At 62.9% G+C, this 19,298-nt stretch carries 18 protein-coding genes; 3 read left to right on the top strand and 15 right to left on the bottom strand.

The features are described from left to right. Positions 1–45: 45 nt before the first annotated feature. Positions 46–576, top strand: a complete 531-nt coding sequence (locus tag RCO24_RS09415; RefSeq protein ID WP_308961595.1) for an isoprenylcysteine carboxylmethyltransferase family protein — start codon at positions 46–48, stop codon at positions 574–576. A 5-nt stretch (positions 577–581) separates the two neighbouring features. Further along, the gene (locus RCO24_RS09410) at positions 582–1,673 is read left to right on the top strand and encodes a hypothetical protein (protein WP_308961594.1); all 1,092 of its coding nucleotides are present in this window, start codon (positions 582–584) and stop codon (positions 1,671–1,673) included. On the opposite strand, the gene RCO24_RS09405 is transcribed toward RCO24_RS09410, so the two are convergent. From RCO24_RS09405 to RCO24_RS09395, 3 genes are all read right to left on the bottom strand, one after another. Beyond that, positions 1,670–2,788, bottom strand: a complete 1,119-nt coding sequence (locus RCO24_RS09405; protein ID WP_308961593.1) for a 3-oxoacyl-[acyl-carrier-protein] synthase III C-terminal domain-containing protein — start codon at positions 2,786–2,788, stop codon at positions 1,670–1,672. The two genes, RCO24_RS09410 and RCO24_RS09405, sit on opposite strands and share 4 nt — an antisense overlap. Positions 2,789–2,990: 202 nt before the next feature. Beyond that, entirely contained in the window at positions 2,991–4,595 is a 1,605-nt protein-coding gene (locus RCO24_RS09400; RefSeq protein ID WP_308961592.1) for a DHA2 family efflux MFS transporter permease subunit, read from the bottom strand. Positions 4,596–4,611: 16 nt separating this feature from the next. Further along, complete coding sequence (locus RCO24_RS09395; RefSeq protein ID WP_308961591.1) at positions 4,612–5,913, bottom strand: HlyD family secretion protein; 1,302 nt, start codon at positions 5,911–5,913, stop codon at positions 4,612–4,614. A gap of 138 nt (positions 5,914–6,051) precedes the next feature. On the opposite strand from RCO24_RS09395, the gene RCO24_RS09390 reads away from it, so the two are divergent. Then, positions 6,052–6,732 carry a TetR/AcrR family transcriptional regulator gene (locus tag RCO24_RS09390; protein WP_308961590.1) on the top strand — a complete coding sequence of 227 codons (681 nt, stop codon included), beginning with the start codon at positions 6,052–6,054 and terminating at the stop codon, positions 6,730–6,732. A gap of 32 nt (positions 6,733–6,764) precedes the next feature. Here RCO24_RS09390 and RCO24_RS09385 read toward each other — a convergent pair whose 3' ends face one another. The 12 genes from RCO24_RS09385 to hrcA all read right to left on the bottom strand — a co-directional run bounded on the left by RCO24_RS09385 (position 6,765) and on the right by hrcA (position 19,171). Then, complete coding sequence (locus RCO24_RS09385) at positions 6,765–8,621, bottom strand: monovalent cation:proton antiporter-2 (CPA2) family protein (RefSeq protein WP_308961589.1); 1,857 nt, start codon at positions 8,619–8,621, stop codon at positions 6,765–6,767. A gap of 220 nt (positions 8,622–8,841) precedes the next feature. Further along, on the bottom strand, positions 8,842–10,185 hold the full coding sequence (locus RCO24_RS09380; protein ID WP_308961588.1) for a globin-coupled sensor protein: 1,344 nt from the start codon (positions 10,183–10,185) through the stop codon (positions 8,842–8,844). A 193-nt stretch (positions 10,186–10,378) separates the two neighbouring features. Next, positions 10,379–11,104, bottom strand: a complete 726-nt coding sequence (trmD, locus tag RCO24_RS09375) for a tRNA (guanosine(37)-N1)-methyltransferase TrmD (RefSeq protein ID WP_308961587.1) — start codon at positions 11,102–11,104, stop codon at positions 10,379–10,381. A 159-nt stretch (positions 11,105–11,263) separates the two neighbouring features. After that, positions 11,264–11,419 (bottom strand): hypothetical protein, encoded by a 156-nt coding sequence (locus RCO24_RS09370; RefSeq protein WP_308961586.1) that lies wholly within the window; start codon positions 11,417–11,419, stop codon positions 11,264–11,266. A 136-nt stretch (positions 11,420–11,555) separates the two neighbouring features. Next, the gene (locus RCO24_RS09365) at positions 11,556–11,753 is read right to left on the bottom strand and encodes a hypothetical protein (RefSeq protein ID WP_308961585.1); all 198 of its coding nucleotides are present in this window, start codon (positions 11,751–11,753) and stop codon (positions 11,556–11,558) included. 143 nt (positions 11,754–11,896) lie between these two features. Then, on the bottom strand, positions 11,897–12,184 hold the full coding sequence (locus RCO24_RS09360; RefSeq protein WP_308961584.1) for a DUF1330 domain-containing protein: 288 nt from the start codon (positions 12,182–12,184) through the stop codon (positions 11,897–11,899). A 38-nt stretch (positions 12,185–12,222) separates the two neighbouring features. Beyond that, positions 12,223–12,957 (bottom strand): orotidine-5'-phosphate decarboxylase, encoded by a 735-nt coding sequence (pyrF, locus tag RCO24_RS09355; RefSeq protein ID WP_308961583.1) that lies wholly within the window; start codon positions 12,955–12,957, stop codon positions 12,223–12,225. Between the two features lie 3 nt (positions 12,958–12,960). Then, positions 12,961–13,551: an NAD(P)H-dependent oxidoreductase gene (locus tag RCO24_RS09350; RefSeq protein WP_308961582.1), complete on the bottom strand. Its 591-nt coding sequence runs from the start codon at positions 13,549–13,551 to the stop codon at positions 12,961–12,963. A gap of 34 nt (positions 13,552–13,585) precedes the next feature. Beyond that, positions 13,586–14,749 carry a molecular chaperone DnaJ gene (gene dnaJ, locus RCO24_RS09345; protein ID WP_308961581.1) on the bottom strand — a complete coding sequence of 388 codons (1,164 nt, stop codon included), beginning with the start codon at positions 14,747–14,749 and terminating at the stop codon, positions 13,586–13,588. A 169-nt stretch (positions 14,750–14,918) separates the two neighbouring features. Beyond that, entirely contained in the window at positions 14,919–16,838 is a 1,920-nt protein-coding gene (dnaK, locus tag RCO24_RS09340; RefSeq protein ID WP_308961580.1) for a molecular chaperone DnaK, read from the bottom strand. 460 nt (positions 16,839–17,298) lie between these two features. Continuing rightward, positions 17,299–17,988, bottom strand: coding sequence for a nucleotide exchange factor GrpE (grpE, locus tag RCO24_RS09335; protein ID WP_308961579.1), 690 nt, complete (start codon positions 17,986–17,988; stop codon positions 17,299–17,301). 124 nt (positions 17,989–18,112) lie between these two features. After that, positions 18,113–19,171 carry a heat-inducible transcriptional repressor HrcA gene (hrcA, locus tag RCO24_RS09330; protein ID WP_308961578.1) on the bottom strand — a complete coding sequence of 353 codons (1,059 nt, stop codon included), beginning with the start codon at positions 19,169–19,171 and terminating at the stop codon, positions 18,113–18,115. Positions 19,172–19,298 lie beyond the last annotated feature (127 nt).

Raw genomic sequence — 19,298 nt, 5'->3', positions numbered from 1 at the left:
CTCGGCTAGACTGCACGCGGATTCGCCGGGAGACGGGGTAGTCCTATGTTGTCCGAGGCCATCGGCCTGCCTCAGCTGGCCGCCGTGCTGGTGCTGCTGCAACGGGGCGCCGAGGAGCTGCTCTCGGCCCGGAACACCCGCGCCCTTCTCGCAGCCGGCGGGGCCGAAGCCGGCTCCAACTTCTATCCCGTTGTCGCCACCACGCACCTCGCCTGGATCGCGAGCCTTTTCTTTCTCATTCCGCCCACGGCCGAAGCGTCCCTCATCCTGGGCCTCGCCTACCTCGCGCTTCAAGGCGTGCGTTACTGGGTCATCGCCACGCTCGGGCGGTTCTGGACCCACCGCATCATCACGCTCCCGAATGCGCCCATCGTCCAACGGGGACCCTACAAATTCCTCCGTCATCCCAACTACGCCGTGACCATCACCGAGACTTTCCTGCTCCCGGCGGTGTTCGGCGCCTGGGCGCTTGGCGCCATCATGGGCGCGGTGTGGCTGAGCGTGCTCGTCTACAAGATCAAGCTCGAGGACGAAGCGTTGGCGACCCGCCGCCAGGTTTCGGAACGGGGAGCCTGACCGCCATGGATGCCATTGCCGTCGGGGGAGGACTGGCAGGCACGGCTTTCGCACTGAAGCTCGCCGGCACCGGCGCCAAGGTCATGATCATCGAGCGCACGCCCGGCCCCCATCACAAAGTCTGCGGCGATTTCCTGAGCGGCGAGGCGCGAGCACTCCTGCAGCATCTGGATATCGATTTGGCCCCGCTTGGCGGCAATCCGATCCGAACTCTTGGCCTGTCCGATCGCGCCGCCGAAGTGAAGGCGCCGCTTCCGTTCGAAGCCATCGGCCTTTCGCGGTTTCGCCTGGATGAAACCCTTCTCGAAGCCGCCGCCCAACGCGGCATCGTCGTCGTCAGAGGCGCAACCGTCGAAGCCCTCGAAGATCTCGGCGGCGAGGTCGTCGTGCGCACCACGCACTCCACGTATCGAGCGAAGGCTGCGGCGCTGGCCAGCGGCAAGCACAACATCCGCGGAATCGCGCGGCCGTCCGGCCCAATGGTCGGATTCAAGCTGCACCTCGCCCCCACCAACACAGCCCGCGCATCGCTCCAAGGATTGGTTCGGCTGATCGCCTTCCCCGGCGGATATGCGGGTGCCTGCCTCGTTGAAAACGGCACCCTCTCCATCGCCTGGAACATCGAAAGCAAGGTTTTGAATGCGGTCGGGACCAGCTGGCGCGAGCAAAGCGCCCACATCGCTCGCGCGTCACCCCTGTTCGGAGAGCTCGCCCGCGATGCCGATCCGCTTTGGACGAAACCGCTCGCGATCTCCGGCCTGCCATACGGCTTCTTGCGCACCGCAACCATTTCCCCCGCCATCTATCCGATCGGAGACCAGCTTGCGGTGATCCCATCGTTCGCCGGAGACGGCACGTCGCTCGCGCTCGCCTCCGGTATCGCGGCCGCCCAGGCCATGCTGAATAACGAAGACGCGCGCGCATTTCAGCACCGGCTCGTCGCGCGGCATCGCGGACAATTCCGTCTGGTCCGCGCGCTCGACCGCGTGATTGCAAGACCACTGCTCCGGCGCGCGGCGATCACGCTCGCGAGGTATGCGCCCAACATCGTGACCAGGCTCGCCGGCGCGACACGGCTAAACACTCTTGAAATCTAGAGATCGAGCGCGGCGAAATAAGCTGAGAACCCCGGGCCGAACGCCGCCAGCAGGTGGCGGCCCTTTGCACCCGCCTGCACCGCTCGCTCGAGAACGAACAGCGCGGTCGCCGACGACATGTTGCCGAAGTCGCGTAGCACGTCCCACGAATGGACGATCTGCCGTCTCTCGATGCCGAGCACCTCTTCGGCGGTCTCCAGCACCTTGCGTCCGCCCGGGTGAACGAGAAACCCGGAGAAGTCACTGAGCGCCATCCCGTTGCGCTCGAGAAAGCCCTGCAGCGCCGGACGCAGGTTGTCGCGCATCAGTGCGGGCAGCTCGGGGCTGAGCACCACACCGAAGCCGTCGCTCTTGATGTCCCATCCCATGATGTGGCGCGTCTTCGGCCAAAGATGTTCGCCGAACGCGAGGATACGCGCCTTTGCGAGGTCTTTCCGGGCAGAAGACCCGCCGGGCTCGGCCGTTCTCAGCACGACACCCGCCGCACCATCGCCGAACAGCGCCGCCGAAACGAACATCGCCATGCTGGGATCGTTGGGCCGGGCACACAGGCTGCACAGATCGACGGTGATGAAGAGAACGTTGGAGCCGGGGCGCCCCTGCGCCATGCGCGCCGCCCGCGCGAGCCCAGCAACGCCGCCGCCGCATCCAAGCCCGAAGATCGGCATCCGCTCCACGTTCGGCGCGAAGGCGACCCGGTTCATCAGCAGCGCGTCGAGGCTCGGAATAGCGAGCCCGGTGATCGTGTTGGTGACGAGCGCATCGATGTCGGAAAGCTGAAGACCCGCACGCTCCGTTGCATCAACGGCGATCTTCTCGATCAGATCCAGCGCGTGCTTCTGAAAAACCTCGGTCCGCTCCTCCCAGCTGTGCGGCGTCTGATACCATTCGACGGGCTGGCAATTGTAGCGGTAGTCGATGCCGGTATTGGCGAACAGCGCTTCGAGACGTGCGAACTGCGGAAAAATGGATCTGGCCGCCGCAAGCGCATCTTCCTGCCGCAGCTTGATCGGCGGGTTTGCCGTCGCGACGGATAGCACTTCGACAGCGCGCCCCGGATCCGGCCCAAAGCCTTCGAGGACACGCGGTGCATCCTGCATAGCGAGCGTCTGCATGGATAGATCTCCAGCCTGCGAGACAAACTCAGCCGTTATCAAGTGTCTGTTCCCCAGGGAACAGACACGCGCCTCGCGAGAGGCAGCGCTTCTCCGCACCTGCCGTGCGATGCATCCCTCGATCCGTAACGGAACCATGTTAGGCCAACGGGATCGCGCGTCAAATGACAGATCGCACGGGAAGGATAATTAAGCCTGGAGATCAATGCCCGGAGGCTTGCACGCCTTCAACCGGCTTGCTCATGAACACGGCCATCAACGCCATGCCCGCAAACAGTGCCGTCAATACGATGAAAACGTCCGAGAACGCGAGCACGCTCGCCTGCCGCCGAACGACCAAGGCAAGTTGCTTCAACGCCGCGAGATCGCCATCGGGAATCTTCTCCGCCATCTGCTGCGTAAGCCCGGCGAGCATCTCTTCCGCCTTCGCACGCCCCCAGGACACGCTCTCGTGCAGGCGCGCGAGATGCAGGTCGAGCCGGTTGTTGAGCACGGTGTTGATCACCGCGAGACCGACCGCGCCGCCGAGGTTGCGCGTCAGGTTGTAAAGGCCGGATGCGTTCTTGAGCTGATCGGGCGGCAGCGTTCCGAGCGACAGATTGTTGATCGGCACCATGCACAGCATCAGCGAGCAGCCGCGCAGGATCTGCGGAACCAACAGCTCATGGAAATCCCAATCGACGGTGATGCCCGACGCAACATAGGTGCCGAGCGCAAATCCCATGAATCCCGTGAACATCATGAAGCGCGGATCGAGAATCTGCGAAAGACGGCCGACGAGCGGCGCGGTCAGAAACATCGCGACACCCGTGACGAACATCGTCTCGCCGATCATCAGCGCGTCATAGCCTCGGATCTGCGCGAGATACACCGGATAGAGATAGGTGAGGCCATAGAGGCCTATACCCATGATGAAGCTAAAGGCGCATCCGAACGCGAAATTCGCGTTTCGGAACGCCCGGAACTCGACGATCGGCTGAACCGCGGTAAATGCGCGCCAGAAGAACAGGATGCCGCCCGCGACGCAAAGGATCGCGAACGTGGTGATGGTCGAATCGTCGAACCAGTCGTAACGCGGCCCTTCCTCGAGCACGTACTCCATCGAGCCGAGAAACAGCGCCATCGCCGCGAAACCGAGCACGTCGAACCGGCGGAACAGCGAATGATCCGGCTTGTCGAAATCGACAAGAAAGAACACCGCGAGCGCGACGAGAATGCCCGGGCCGACATTGACGAGAAACAGCCAGTGCCAGGAGAACGCGTTACTGAGATAGCCGCCGACCGTCGGGCCGATGGTGGGCGCGAGCGTCGCAACGAGGCCGATCATCGGCGAAACGATCCCGCGCTTGGACGGCGGAAACAGCGTGAACGCCACCGCGAACACGCTCGGGATCATGCCGCCGCCGATGAAGCCCTGCAGCGCCCGATAGACGATCATTTGGTCGATTGTCGTCGCCGTCGCGCAAAGCGCGCTCGCAATCGTAAAGCCGATGGCGGATGCGGTGAACAGAACACGCGTCGAAAGCGCACGCGCAAGCAAGCCAGAAAGGGGAATCATCACCACTTCGGCGATGAGATAAGAGGTCTGCACCCAAGGGATCTCGTCCGCACTCGCAGACAGACCAGCCTGGATTTCCGATAGCGACGCCGAGACGATCTGGATGTCCAGGATCGCCATAAACATGCCGAACACCATGGCGAGAAAGCCCGCAAGCTCGCGCGGCGTAACGCCGATCCACGCAAGCTTTCCGTCACCGGATGCGGGCGCCTCGGGTGCGGCGCCGTCGAATGTCGTGCTCTGGGCCATGGCTTACGGCTCCGGCTTACTCGGTGCGAGCCGCGGCCTGCTGCGTGCCGCTCTTCGATGCCGTACGCGTATCGATGCTGACCACGACCGAGAGCCCCGGACGTAGCTTGCCGTCGGCTTCAGGTGCATTGACGACGATGCGGACCGGAACGCGCTGTACGATCTTGGTGAAGTTGCCGGTGGCATTTTCGGGAGGCAGCAGCGAGAACTGCGAGCCGGAGGCCGGCGCAACGCTCTCGACAACGCCCTTGAACGCCTCTCCGCCGAGCGCGTCGACCCGAACCTCCGCCACATCGCCGACCTTGATATCGGCGAGCTGCGTTTCCTTCACGTTGGCATCGACGAACACGTGATCGAGCGGAACCACCGCGAGCAGCCGCTTCCCCGGCGTCACGTAGTCACCGACCTGCACGCTTCTGTTGCCGACGACGCCGTTGAAGGGCGCGCGAATAACCGCAAAGGAGAGATCGCGTTGGGCCTTGGCCAGCGCAACCTCGAGCTCCTTCGCGACCTGCTCGGCCTGCTGCTTCTGCGAACCGAGCAGCGCAACGTTGGCGACAGCGCTCTCGATCGCCGCCTCGCCGGACTTGACCTGCGCCCGCGCCGTATCGCGCGCGGCAATGGCCGCGTCGAGCGTTGCTTTCGAAGTGAAGTCGCGATCGGCGAGCGGCTTGGTACGGAGATAGTCGGCTTCTGCCTTGAGCACGGAAGCTTGCGCCGCATCGAGCTGCGCACGCGACTGCGTTTCCGCCGCCTGGGCCGCGCGGATCTGGGCATCGAATGTCTGGATCGCGGCGCGCTGCGTCGCGAGCTTGGCCGTCGCCTGGTCGACCGCGAGCTTGTAGTCCCCGTCATCGAGGCGGATCAGCACGTCGCCTTCCTTAACCGCCTGGTTCTCGACGATCGGCACTTCGGCGACGTTGGCGGCGATCTTCGGCGCGATCAGCGCCATGTCGGCGCCGACGTAAGCGTCATCGGTCGAAACCAGAAACCGCCCGACCGTGATATAATCGTAAGCGAACCACGACGCGGCGAGCAGCGCGATGGCACCGACGCCGCCGAGCATCAGCTTCTTCCGGGAGCGCGGCTCGGACTTCTCACCGCTCTTGTTGGCAGTCTCCGAACCCGGCGGCTCCGTCTGAGCCGGCGAACCCGGATCTCCGGACGGCACCCGCGCTTCCCGATCCATCGCCGGTCGGGCATCTTCGAACTCCGGCAGCGGCGGATAGGTGCCCGGCTTCGACCGCAGCGGAAGGCGGTTTTCGACGGAATTTGGATCGGACACAGATTTGAAACGGAGCGGAGCGGACATCGACATAGCGGTCATCCTAGGCATCGCGGAGCAATCTGAACCGTTTGGTTCAATTCGCCATTGACATAGACCCGAAGGAAGCCGATATCAATATCAAACTGAACCGTTCGGTTCGTTTTCCGCTTAAACTTTCGTAGGACTGCGATGAAGGAACTGATTTCATTGGAGAAAGAGGAGCCGCCGAGCGAGGCGTCAGAAGCCCGCAGGGGCGGACGACCTCCGGCCGGAACCGATCCGCAGAAGCGCCGCCAGATCATGGAGGGCGCCGGCCGAGTGTTCACGAACCTCGGATTCGATGCCGCCAGCATGAGCGACGTCGCCCGCGAAGCCCAGGTCTCGAAGGCCACCCTCTACGTCTACTTCCAGGACAAGGAGCATCTCTTCACGGCGATCTGCGCCGAGCGTCGCGACCGCAACATCGGCGAGCTGATCGCGTTGCTCGACACTGCAAAGCCCCTCGAGGAGATGTTGACGGCCTTCGGAACCGACATGGTACGCCGGATCTCGCAGCCGCAGGTGATCGCAGCCCAGCGCATCGTCATCGGCGTTGCGGAGCGCATGCCCGAAATCGGCCGGGAATTCTTCGAAGCCGGAGCCAAACGGCTCGTCGGCGCGATGACCGAATTTCTCGACCATCACGTCGCCCGCGGCACCCTCAAAATCGAAAACACCTTTCTCGCCGCCGCCCAGTTCATGGAGCTGGCCCAAGCGACGCTATTCCGTCCGCGCCTCTATGCCGTGGCGGCGGAGCCCCCATCAGAAGAGGAGATCCGGAATACGGTCACCTCTGCCGTCGGCGTTTTTCTCGCGGCCTATCGCACCTGATCGCGCAATCTTAGCCCGCAAGAATTACGGCCCTAAGGCTTGGCTTGATCCGCCTTGGCCGCCTCGTCCATCACCTCGGCCGTCGACGGACTCAGCGCCTTGCCCTTGTTCTTCGGTGCAGCGAGCGGCGTGGGTTCCGGCGTCGTCATGTTGCCGCGTAAAAGCTGACGCCCTGCTGTGAACCCGCCCACGACCTGCATCGCAAGGCGTTCCTCGTCGCGCTTGCGCACGTCGCGCGCCGTATCTTCAGCCACTGCCGGATCGAAGCCGAGACCGATCAGAACCTGCTTGCCGAAGGAGAGCGCGGATTCGAACGTCTCGCGGATCTGGTAATCGACCCGCGCCTCGATCAGCCGCAGCGTATGGCCGCGATCGAAGGAGCGCACATAAAGCTTCGCGACCGGGAACTCCGCTTTCACGAGTTCCACGATCTTGTCGGTGGCTTCCGGATTGTTGATGCAGACGAGAATGGCTTCGGCGCTGTCCGCGCCCGAAGCGCGAAGCACGTCGAGCCGCGTACCGTCGCCGTAGTAGACCTTGAAGCCGAAGTTTCCGGCGGCCCGGATCATGTCAACGTCGATCTCGATCAGCGACACGTCCACGTCCCGCAACAGCAACGGCTGGCTGGCGAGCTGTCCGAAGCGGCCGAACCCGATGACGAGCACGCGGTTCTTGAGGCCGTTGGCAAGCTCCACGCCGTCGAACGACTCCTTCTCTTTCGGCATGTACTTGTCGAACACCAGCAGCATCAGCGGCGTCAACGCCATCGACAGAATAACGATCGCGCTGAAGATGGCGGCCGAGCGCGGGTCAAATACCCCGGCTGTCAAAGCCGCCGAGTAGAGGACAAACGCGAACTCGCCACCCTGCGCGAACAGCGTTGCGCGGAGCAACGCCTCGCGCCAATTGCACCCAAACAGCATCCCGATCAGGAAAATGCCGATCGCCTTCGTGATCATGAAAGCCACGACGCCGCCGAGAATGACCGCCCATTCGCGAAGTACCAGCGCGAGATCGAGCGACATGCCTACACTGAGAAAGAAGAGGCCGAGCAGCAGCCCCTTGAAGGGATCGATATCGACCTCGAGCTGATTGCGGAACGTCGACTCCGAGAGCAGCACGCCAGCGAGGAACGCACCCATCGCCTGCGAGAGCCCGCCCCACTGCATGAACAGCGCAGCCCCCAGCACGACCATCAGCGAAGCGGCCAGCATGATCTCGCGTCCGCCGAGCGTCGCGACCAGCCCGAACAGCGGATTGAGCAGCCAGCGCCCTGCCGCAACGACCGCCAGCAGCGATGCGCCCCCGATGAGAATGGACATCCAAACCGATTGCGAAGCGGTATCCACGTTCGTGCCGCCGATCGCCGCAAAAATCGCGACGAGCGCAAGCAACGGTACGATGGCGAGATCTTCGAGCAGCAGGATCGAAACTGCCCTTTGCCCGGCAGGCGTCGCCGTCTCTCCCCGCTCGTCGAGCATTTTCATGATGACGGCCGTCGAGGACAGAACGAAGCCCATGGCTCCGATCACCGCGACCGGCACAGTAAGGCCGCCCATGACGCCGACACCCGAAAGCAGCGCGCCGCAGGTCAGCACCTGCACGAGCCCCAGACCGAATATGTCCTTGCGCAACGCCCACAGCTTCGCCGGTCTCATTTCGAGGCCGATGATGAACAGGAACATCACGACACCCAGCTCCGCCACGTGAAGAATGGCGACGGGATCGCTGAAAAGCGCGAACCCGAACGGCCCGACCACGAGGCCTGCCGTCAGATAGCCGAGCACCGAGCCGAGCCCGAGTTTCCGGAATAATGGCACCGCCACGACGCTCGCGGTGAGCAGCGCCACCGCATGACCGAGGTTTACCGCCGTTGCGTCTGCTGCCATCGTCGCCATCATCTCCTGGGTGTGAGGGGGCACCGGCCCACTCATAGAGACGATCTATGAACGGGTTGCATCACCTCGATAAAGGGTTCTGGCAGGAGTGCGCAAGCTCGGGAACAGATGGGCGGGCCGCATATGGCCCTTAGCGGCGGTCGTGTGACCGCGCTGCGCCAATTTCTCGCGGTAAAACGAGGGGCGGAACGCCGTTCTACGCAGCGGGCGGCTAGGCCGCTTTCGCCTTGTCGACGAACCCCGTTGCCAACTCGCGAAGCTCGTGAGCCTTCGCCGCGATATCCTTGGCGGAGCCAGCCACCTGCTCAGCCGCCGATTTCGTCGAGGACGCGGCGTCCGTAAGCCCGGTGGTGTTGGACGCCACCTCGTCCGCGCCCTGGGCGGCATCCTCGACATTGCGCGCGATCCCGGTGGTCGCCACACCTTGTTGCTCGACGGCTGATGCAATGGTCGTGGTGACCCCGCTCATGTTGGAGATCAATTCCGTGATCGCCTCGATGGACGAGACCGCCTCCGACGTCGCCGATTGGATGGCGCTGATCTGCCCGCCGATCTCGGCTGTGGCCTTGCCGGTCTGCGCGGCCAACATCTTCACTTCCTGCGCGACGACGGCAAACCCTTTGCCGGCTTCGCCCGCGCGCGCAGCTTCGATCGTGGCATTGAGAGCGAGCAGGTTCGTTTGCCGCGCGATGTTGCTGATCAGCTCCACGACGGTGCCGATCTGTGTTGCCGCCACAGAGAGATCCCGAACCTTGTTCGAGGTCTCTTGGACCGCCGTCACGGCCTTCCCAGCAACATGGCTCGACGTCTGAACCTGCTGGCCGATTTCCTGCACCGAAGCCGAAAGCTGATTGGCGGCAGCAGCCACCGCGCGCACGTTGGCCGAGGCCTGCTCCGCCGCCGCGGCTACCGCGGCTGTGCGATCGGTCGCGCTCTGGGCCGTCGACGACAGCTGATCGGCCGCGCCTTCGAGCAGGTGCGTCGTATCGACGACGGTCGTCGCCATATCCACGACGGTGGACGCGAGTTTCCCGAGATCGCGCCGGCCCGCGTCGATATAGACGCTGATTGCGTAATCCATATCGAGAAGCGCCACCCGGTTGATCGCGATCAGAAGCTCGGTCTTGGCGTCGTCGGTTGCGCCCGCCCCGCGATTGAAGAGGCCCTTCTGGGGAACAGAAAATTTATCGGAGATAACCTTCAGCAATCCACTGATCAGGGCGTTGTAGCCGCCAATGTACCAGCAGGGATCAAGCCCGATCCGGTGATGCGTCTCGCCGATTCTGCGGATTGACGTTTCGTAGGTTGCATCGAAACGACCGTCCATGATGGTGGACCAGTGGCGGAGCTGAGCCGCCTGCGCGGCTTTCATGTGCTCCCGCGAGCCGAAGAACGCGCGCGTCTCGGAGTAATTCGCGACATGATCATAGAACGTATCGAGAATCGCGGGCAGCTCACCCATGATAAAATCTTTGTGCTGACGAATGACCGCGCTCGTTCTGTCGTCGATTTGATTGAATGCGAGCCTTAGCTGCAAAGAAACGTGCCGCGTCATTCCCCACCTTGAAGCGAAACCCCTCGAATGAGCCGATCATTACGGCTCAGGTGTTAAGCGCTTGTTGAGACGGAGAGCGTCTTTCGGCCTCTGGACAAAAGACGCAAAAGACCGTCGACAGACGACAGGCGCAGCAGCTGAGCGGCCCGGCACCTTTCAAGTGTGCAACATTTCGAAGGAGACGAATAAAAGGCTAGCGTGTCGGCTTGGACCGCAACAAATCCGGCCGTCGCTCGCGCGTAATGCGCTCCGCTTCCGCGCGCCGCCACGCCGCGATTTTCTGATGATCGCCCGAGAGCAGAACATCCGGCGTCGGACGGCCTTCCCATTCGCGGGGCTTTGTATACTGCGGATATTCGAGCAGCCCACCCTCGAAGCTCTCCTGGCTGAGACTCTCCTCGGCGCCAAGCACACCTGGAATCAACCGCACGCAGGCATCGAGCAGCGTCATCGCCGCCAGTTCACCGCCGGACAGCACATAGTCCCCGATCGAGATCTCCGTAATGCCGCGCGCTTCGATCAGACGCTCGTCGATACCTTCGAAGCGCCCCGCCAGCAGCATCACGCCCGGGCCCTCGGAAAGTGCGTGTGCGCGCGCTTGCGAAAAAGGAGCTCCACGCGGCGACAGATAGATCAACGGCAGATCCGGATTTGGAACGCGAGCACGGTCGATCGCATCGGCAAGCACGTCGGCCCGCATCACCATGCCGGCGCCCCCACCTGCCGGCGTATCGTCGACCGCGCGGTGACGGCCGATCCCGCTCTCTCGGATCTGCTGTAGCGTTAGCGACCAGATCCCCGCCTCGAGCGCCTGCCCGACGAGCGAAAAGCCGAGCGGCCCGGGAAACATCTCCGGAAACAACGTGAGAACGGACGCGCGCCATGGGCGGCGGCCAGTGCCGGTCGGAAAATGAGCCATGTCGGAGTTAGTCTCGGTATCGAAGCACGGAAACGCCAGCTCTCAGGCAAGCAGCGCCGAGACAATAGCCGAGACGATCGTGAGGAGGGAAACGAAACTGAGAGGAAGACATCGGCACTCGGCCAACCCCACCGGGGCGGAAGATGAAGTATTGGCCTATCAAGATTTCCCGGAGCGGAGACCCACCTGCAAAACGTCGCCGGCGACAGCGAAAATTTTGCCGATCCAGCGGCTCAGCGAGCCGGACACATAACCCTGCCTGTCGTCGGCAAGAGCGTCGAAGTGATCTTCGAGCGCATACAGAAACTTACGCATTACACAACCCAACCACGAAATCCCGTCTTCTGTAGTAAGAATACAGCGGACAAAAACAGCGTACAAGGAAAAAGGCGGAGGTCAAACCAGCAACGAAAGCCGACAAATCAGCCTGCCGTCGTTGCAAGAGATCAGATCACGGATTGAAAGCCGTAGGCGCCCCGCGCCGATACGCCTGCTGGGAGCGGCGCATGTCGACATTGACCTGGCCAACATCGCCCGCCACGGCGAACGCGTTCGAAAGACAACGGCTCACCCAGCCAGAGAAATGCCCACTGCGCCGATCGGCGAGGGCATCGAAATGATCTTCCAACCTGTAGAGCAAGCGAACCATCGTCATACTCCCTACGTCCACCCTAAAATCGGGCGAGTTAAGGAAGTTTGAACGATGATTCTGGCCACGTACGGGCAGAATTTGGGCGATGAAAAGCTCCGGGCCTATCGAGCCCGAAGCGTTCTCGCGCGGTTCCGAAAATTTCAGACGCCTTCGACGACAGTGATGTCGATGGTGCCGGCGCCCTGCCGAAGCGCCTTGGCCTCGGCGTACTCCGGGCTCTTGGCGTAGCCGAGAGCATGCTCGTAGCTCGGAAACTCGAGCACGACGTTGCGCTGCGTTCCGTTGCCCTCGATGATCTCGCACTTGCCGCCGCGCACGATCGGCTTGCCTTCGAACTTGTCGAGCGCGACCTTGGATTTGGCGACGTACTGCCCCCACTTTTCGGCATCGGTCACGACCGCGTGCGCAATGACATAACCCTTCGGCATGGCTTGTTTTCCTGTTCGATCTTGCTCTGTGGAATTCGTCAGTGAAGGCCCGACGCGGGCAACGACCGCGCGAGAGCCTCACGAATGTGGTGGAGGAACATCTCGGCCGCGGCCTTCGGATCGTCGGCCTGCGTAATCGGCCGCCCGACGACAACGTGGTTCGCACCGGCCGAAATCGCGTGATCCGGCGTCATGACACGCTCCTGATCGTCGGTGGTGCTGCCGGGCAGGCGGATACCGGGGGTCACGATCAGAAAATTCGGACCCGTCGCGGCGCGAATGCGCGCGGCTTCCTGCCCTGATGCGATAACCCCGTCGAAACCAGCGGCATACGCGAGTTGCGCGCGCTTGAGCACGAGGTCGGCAGGTGCGAAGCTAGACCCCTGCTCGGCGAGATCGTCCGCCGACAAGTTCGTGAGAACCGTTACGGCCAGCAGCTTCACCCGGCTATCCCCGCGCCCGGAGACCGCCGCCTTGAGCGTCTTGGAATCGTGGCCATGCACGGTGAGGAAGGTGATATCCAGCTCCGTCGCGTTGGCGACGGCGCGTTCTACCGTATTGCCGATGTCGAGCAGCTTCATGTCGAGAAACACGCGCTTGCCCTGGCGTCTCAAGTCGCGGGCAAGATCCAGCCCTCCGGCAAACAGCAGCTCGAGACCAACCTTGTAAAAGGAGACCGTGTCGCCAAGAGTGCTGACGAGCCGGCGCGCCTCCTCGGCCGTCGGCATGTCGAGGGCAACGATCAAGTGGTCTTTTGCCGAGGCATCTGTCATCGATCAACCATGTAGCACGTGGGCCGCGCGAGCCAGCTTCTGAACCAGCTGCTTGAATTTTTCCTGGCTCTCTTTGTTCTTGAGATGCCCGTTGTCTTCGAAGGCCTCGCCCGCTTTCGGAACCGCGAACTGATCCGGCAGCACGAGCGCGCCGACGCCGAGTTCGAGCACCACGCGAACCGTATTCACGCCGCGCAATCCGCCCATACCGCCCGGCGAAGCCGAGCCCAGTGCGAACACCCGCGTCTTGAAGACAGCAAGCGGCTCTTCCCCTTCGACGCGCACGCGGCTCACCCAATCCAGCGTATTCTTGAGCAGCGGTGTGATCGAGGCGTTGTATTCGGGGCAGGCGATGAAAATGCCGGTATGCACCCGCATCAGCGCCTCGAACTTCAGCGCATTTTCCGGGATGCCGTCGATCGCCTGGAGATCGGCATCATAGAGCGGCATCGGATAGTCGCCGAGGTCGGCAAACGTTGCGGCAAGCCCGTTTGCCTCTGCGATTTCAGCGCCAAGCCGCGCGAGGCGCTTGTTGAACGAAGCCTCCCGTGCGCTGCCGGCAAAGAACAAGAGCTTGGTTGATGACAGGCTCATTTACCCTCCGTGCGAGCGAGGCTTAGCGCCGCCGTCAGGCGCCACCCTTGCCTTCGAAAAAGTCTTTGACGCGCGCGAAAAAGCCGGCGCTTTCGGGGCTGGTCCCCTTGTGGCTTTCGCTCTCGAATTCCTCGAGCAGCTCGCGCTGGCGCCGCGTGAGGTTCTTCGGCGTCTCGACATCCACCTGGATGTACATGTCGCCGATCACCTTCGAGCGCAGCACCGGCATGCCTTTGCCTTTGAGCCGGAACTGCTTTCCGCTCTCGGTGCCTTCGGGGATCTTCACCCGGCTCGCCGTTCCGTCGAGTGTCGGCACCTCGATTTGCCCGCCGAGAGCCGCGGTCGTCATGGCGATCGGCACCTTGCAGAAGAGGTCCGCGCCATCGCGCTGAAAGAACGAATGCGGCTTCAGCGAAAGGAAAATGTAGAGATCGCCGGGCGGACCGCCGCGAAGTCCTGCTTCGCCGTCGCCGACGAGCCGCACCTTGGTGCCGTCCTCGACGCCGGCCGGGATGTTGACCTGCAGCGTCCGCTCCCGCATGACGCGGCCCGCGCCCGAGCACGCCGGACATGGATCGTCGATCACCTCACCGCGGCCGACACACGTCGGGCAGGTTCTCTCGATGGTGAAGAAGCCCTGGCTCGCACGCACCTTGCCCATACCGCCGCAGGTCGGGCATTGGACTGGTTTGGTGCCGGCCTTCGCGCCCGAGCCGTCGCACGTCTCGCAGGCAACGCTGGTCGGAACGCGGATTTCGGCGGCCTTGCCGGCGTAAGCCTCTTCGAGGCTGATTTCCATGTTGTAGCGCAGGTCCGCGCCGCGCTCGCGAGAGGAGCGCCCGCGCTGGCCGCCTCCGCCGCCACCTCCGCGCCGCCCACCCATGAACTCGCCGAACAGATCGTCGAAGATATCCGACATCGACGACGCGAAATCGGGTCCGAACCCGCCGCCATGGCCACGGCCCATGCCCTGATCGAAGGCGGCATGGCCAAACTTGTCATACGCGGCGCGCTTCTGCGGGTCCTTCAGCGCTTCATAGGCCTCGTTGAGATCCTTGAAACGCTGCTCGGCGTCTTTGTCGCCGGGATTGCGATCGGGGTGGCATTCCTTGGCGAGCTTGCGGAAAGCGGATTTGAGATCCTGCTCGCTTGCACTGCGTTGGACACCAAGAATGTCGTAGTAGTCGCGTTTGGCCATGGGGAGGCATTCTATCCGGCGGGTCGAGGCGGGAAGCAAGAACTATTGCCGAACAACCCGGCTGCCGCCCTGAAGCGCTGATGAGGAAATCCTGCCACGCCCTGAATACCACTCTCCCCGAACATGCGGGCGCACGCCGGGGAGAGGGAGAGCGTGAAAGGCGGAGGATTTAGCCCGCCTTCTTCTTGTCGTCCTTGACCTCTTCGAAGTCGGCATCGACGACGTTGTCGTCGGCGCTGTCCTTGTCGGAAGAGGCTTCGCCCGCGCCGGCGTCTCCGCCCTTGGCGCTGTAGATGGCTTCGCCGATCTTCATCGCGACCTGAGCCAGTGCCGTCGTCGCGGACTTGATCCGCTCGACGTCGTCGGAAGCAATTGCCTCCTTCGCCGCCTCGATCGCCTTTTCGACATCGGCCTTGACCGCCGCCACCGCCGGGTTGGACCCGTTGTCGACAAGCTCCTTCTCGGTCGTGTGAATCAGGGCTTCGGCCTGGTTCTTGGCCTCGACCTGATCGCGCTTCTTCTTGTCCTCGGCCGCGTGAGCTTCCGCGTCCTTCACCATGCGCTGGATCTCGTCGTCGGAGAGACCGCCGGACGCCTGGATGCGGATCGACTGCTCCTTGTTGGTCGCCTTGTCCTTCGCCGACACGTGCACGATGCCGTTGGCGTCGATATCGAAGGTGACCTCGACCTGCGGTACGCCGCGCGGCGCCGGCGGAATGCCGACGAGATCGAACTGGCCGAGCAGCTTGTTGTCGGCCGCCATCTCGCGCTCGCCCTGGCTGACGCGGATCGTCACCGCATTCTGACCATCCTCAGCCGTAGAGAACACCTGGCCCTTCTTGGTCGGGATCGTCGTGTTGCGATCGATCAGGCGCGTAAACACGCCGCCGAGCGTCTCGATGCCGAGCGAAAGCGGCGTCACGTCGAGCAACAGCACGTCCTTGACTTCGCCCTTGAGGACGCCGCCCTGGATCGCCGCGCCAACGGCCACCACCTCGTCCGGGTTCACACCCTTATGAGGCTCCTTGCCGAACAGCTCCTTGACGACCTGCTGCACCTTCGGCATGCGCGTCATGCCGCCGACGAGAACGACTTCGTCGATCTCGGCTGCCTTGAGGCCGGCATCCTTGATGGCCTGCTCGCACGGACCGCGCGTCTTCTGGATCAGATCGTCGACAAGGCTCTCGAGCTTAGCGCGCGTGAGCTTCATCGTCAGATGCTTGGGACCCGACTGGTCGGCCGTGATGAACGGCAGGTTGATTTCGGTCTGCGCCGAGGACGACAGCTCAATCTTGGCCTTTTCAGCTGCCTCCTTGAGGCGCTGCAGCGCGAGCTTGTCGTTCCGAAGATCGATGCCCTGCTCCTTCTTGAACTCGTCGGCGAGATAGGTGACGAGCTTCATGTCGAAGTCTTCGCCGCCGAGGAAGGTGTCGCCGTTCGTGCTCTTCACCTCGAACACGCCGTCGCCGATCTCGAGAATCGAGATGTCGAACGTACCGCCGCCGAGGTCGTACACGGCGATGGTCTTGGCTTCTTTCTTCTTGTCGAGGCCATACGCGAGCGCAGCAGCCGTCGGCTCATTGATGATGCGGAGCACCTCGAGCCCGGCGATCTTGCCGGCATCCTTCGTCGCCTGACGCTGGGCGTCGTTGAAGTAGGCGGGAACCGTGATCACGGCCTGCGTGACGGGCTCGCCGAGCTTGGCTTCGGCGGTCTCCTTCATCTTCTGAAGAATGAAAGCCGAGACCTGCTGCGGCGAATACTGCTTGCCGTTGGCCTCGACCCACGCGTCGCCGCCCGGGCCCTTCACGATGTTATAGGGAACGAGCTTCTTGTCCTTCTCGACCATCGGATCGTCGTAGCGCCGTCCGATGAGGCGCTTGATCGCGAATAGGGTGTTGGTCGGATTGGTGACGGCCTGGCGCTTGGCGGGAAGACCGACGAGACGCTCGCCGTCGTCCGCGAAGGCGACAATAGACGGCGTCGTGTTCACACCTTCGGCATTCTCGAGCACCCGGGGCTTGCCCCCTTCCATAACGGCGACACACGAATTGGTTGTGCCGAGGTCGATACCGATGACTTTTGCCATGTCTCCAAAATTCCTCTTCGTTGCGGCAGACCGTCCGGACCCAAGAAAGGCCGGCGCCCGGTTATTTCCTTCAGCCTCCGGAGGGAGGCAGGGATACGGTCCCCAAGGAGAACAATTGATGATGCGGACTTATATAGGGAGGCCATTTCGGCGCACAACGGGCCGGGCTCACCGTCGCGCCATCAATTTTGGGGCCATTGCTTTAACACTCCTCCGAGGGCACAGCGCAAGTCCTTTGCGGTAAAAACGTGCTCCATGCCGATGCAAAAGGAAGTCCAAACGCTAAGGTTTGCGGCACATCTCGCATCGTGTGCATCAACAGCCGCCATCAAACGATCGACGCGGTACTATCCCGCTACCAAGCGCCGCATCCGATAAGCCTGCCATCCGCTCGGCTTCACGAAACCACGACCAACGCGATGTTACCGATCGGTCCCGCCTCCCTATGCTTAAGCAAGCTTTAGGCGGCGTCGTCCTCTCCGGACCGGGGTGCATCCGAAGACCCGGACGTCTCCTTCGGCGCTTCCGTGGCGGCCTCGGCAGCATCCTCGGTCTTGGCCGGCTTGCTGCCCGGCTTCGCCCCGCCCTTGGCAACCACCACCATCGCCGGACGCAACACGCGATCCTCGATCACGTAGCCCGGCTGAAACACTTCGAGGATCGTACCCGACGGCACCTCGGCGTTTTGCATCTCCATCATGGCTTGATGCTGATGCGGGTTGAACACCTCGCCCTTCGGATTGATGCGCTTGACGCCGTTGCGATCGAGCACGTTTAGGAACTCGCGTTCCGTCATGCTCACGCCCTCGACCAGGCTTTGAAGCGCCGCGTCCTGCTCGGCGGCCCCTGCCGGAACGGCCTGAATGGCGCGCTCGAAATTGTCGGCCACATTCACCACGTCGCGCGCGAACTTCGTGATCGCGTACTTCGCTGTTTCCTCGCGTTCGCGCTCGCCACGCTTGCGGATGTTGTCCATCTCCGCATGCGCCCGCAGCAAGCGGTCGGTCAGATCCGCGATCTGCCCCTTGAGGGTATCGACTTCGGCCCCGAGCCGCAGCACCTCATCGGCCGCGTTTACCGCGGGATCGGACGAAGCGTCAGCTGGGTTTGCCCCGCCGGCTGCATTGGGTTTCGACGTCTCGTCAGTCATGAAATCTCCGCCTCGGTGCGAAAGGAATATGCGAAAGGCATTGAACGCCGTGCGGCCCTGGGTGGATCCAGCCGAGGGCGACAGCGCAAACGTGCGCCCGATATCAGCCGCCAGGAGAGAAAAATCAAGTCAACACGCGGCTGACCAGCCGGGCCGTGTAGTCGACCATAGGGATGATTCTTGCATAGTTGAGGCGCGTCGGCCCGATCACGCCGAGCACGCCGACAACCTTTCTCTCTTCGTCGCGGAAGGGCGCCACGATCAGCGACGAGCCGGAGAGCGAAAACAGCTTGTTCTCAGAGCCGATAAAAATGCGCACGCCATCCGCATGCTCCGCGAGCCCGAGAATCTGAGAAAGATCCCGCTTGGTCTCGAGATCGTCGAACAATTGCCGGATCCGTTCCAGATCCTCGATCGCGGTCAGATCCTTGAGCAGGTTGGCCTGCCCGCGCACGATCAGGCTCTTGCGATCGTCGAGCGTGCCGGACCATTCCGCGAGCCCCGCCGTGATCACCTTCTGGGTGAGCTTGTCGAGCTCCGCCCGCGCTTTTCCGAGCTCCGCCTCCACGGCTGCCCGCGCCTCCGCGATGGTGAGCCCGCGGATGTGCGCATTGAGATAGTTCGCCGCTTCCGTGAGCGCCGAAGGCGGAAGCCCGGCCGGAATCTCGATCAGCCGGTTCTCGATGTTCCGGTCCTCGTCGACGAGCACCACCAGTGCCTTCGTCGGCTCGATCGGAACGAAATCGATGTGCTTCAGCCGCGCGACCTGCTTTTCGGTCAGCACCACGCCGGCGCAGTGGGAAAGCCCCGAGATCATCTCTCCGGCTTCCGTCAGAACCTGATCGAGCGACTTCGTGCGCTTCACCGCGAGTTGCGCTTCGATCTTGCGCCGCTCGTCCTCGCTGAGATCCCCGACCTCGAGGAGTCCATCGACGAACATCCTGAGGCCCGACTGCGTCGGCAGACGTCCGGCCGACGTGTGCGGCGCATAGATCAGCCCTGCGTGCTCGAGATCGCTCATGACATTGCGGATCGAGGCAGGCGACAAAGCCATCGGCAGCACGCGCGCCAGATTGCGCGAGCCGACGGGCTCGCCGGTCGCCAGATAACTGTCCACGATCTCGCGCAGAATGGTGCGCGAACGCTCGCTGAGCCTTTTGATTTCGGACTGGGGTTCGGACATCGAGTTCTCAGGTCTGCGACGAAGGCGCCACCAACGACCCTAAAAAATGGCGGGCCTGCTCGTCAATGCAAGACCCCGGCCACCCACGGATAACCTTGAGAGACGGCCGGAAAGCGAGCGGAACGGA

This window comes from Hyphomicrobium sp. LHD-15, assembly GCF_031157355.1.
In the GTDB taxonomy this organism is placed as follows: Bacteria; Pseudomonadota; Alphaproteobacteria; order Rhizobiales; family Hyphomicrobiaceae; genus Hyphomicrobium_C.
This window is presented reverse-complemented; position numbering and strand designations above follow the sequence as displayed.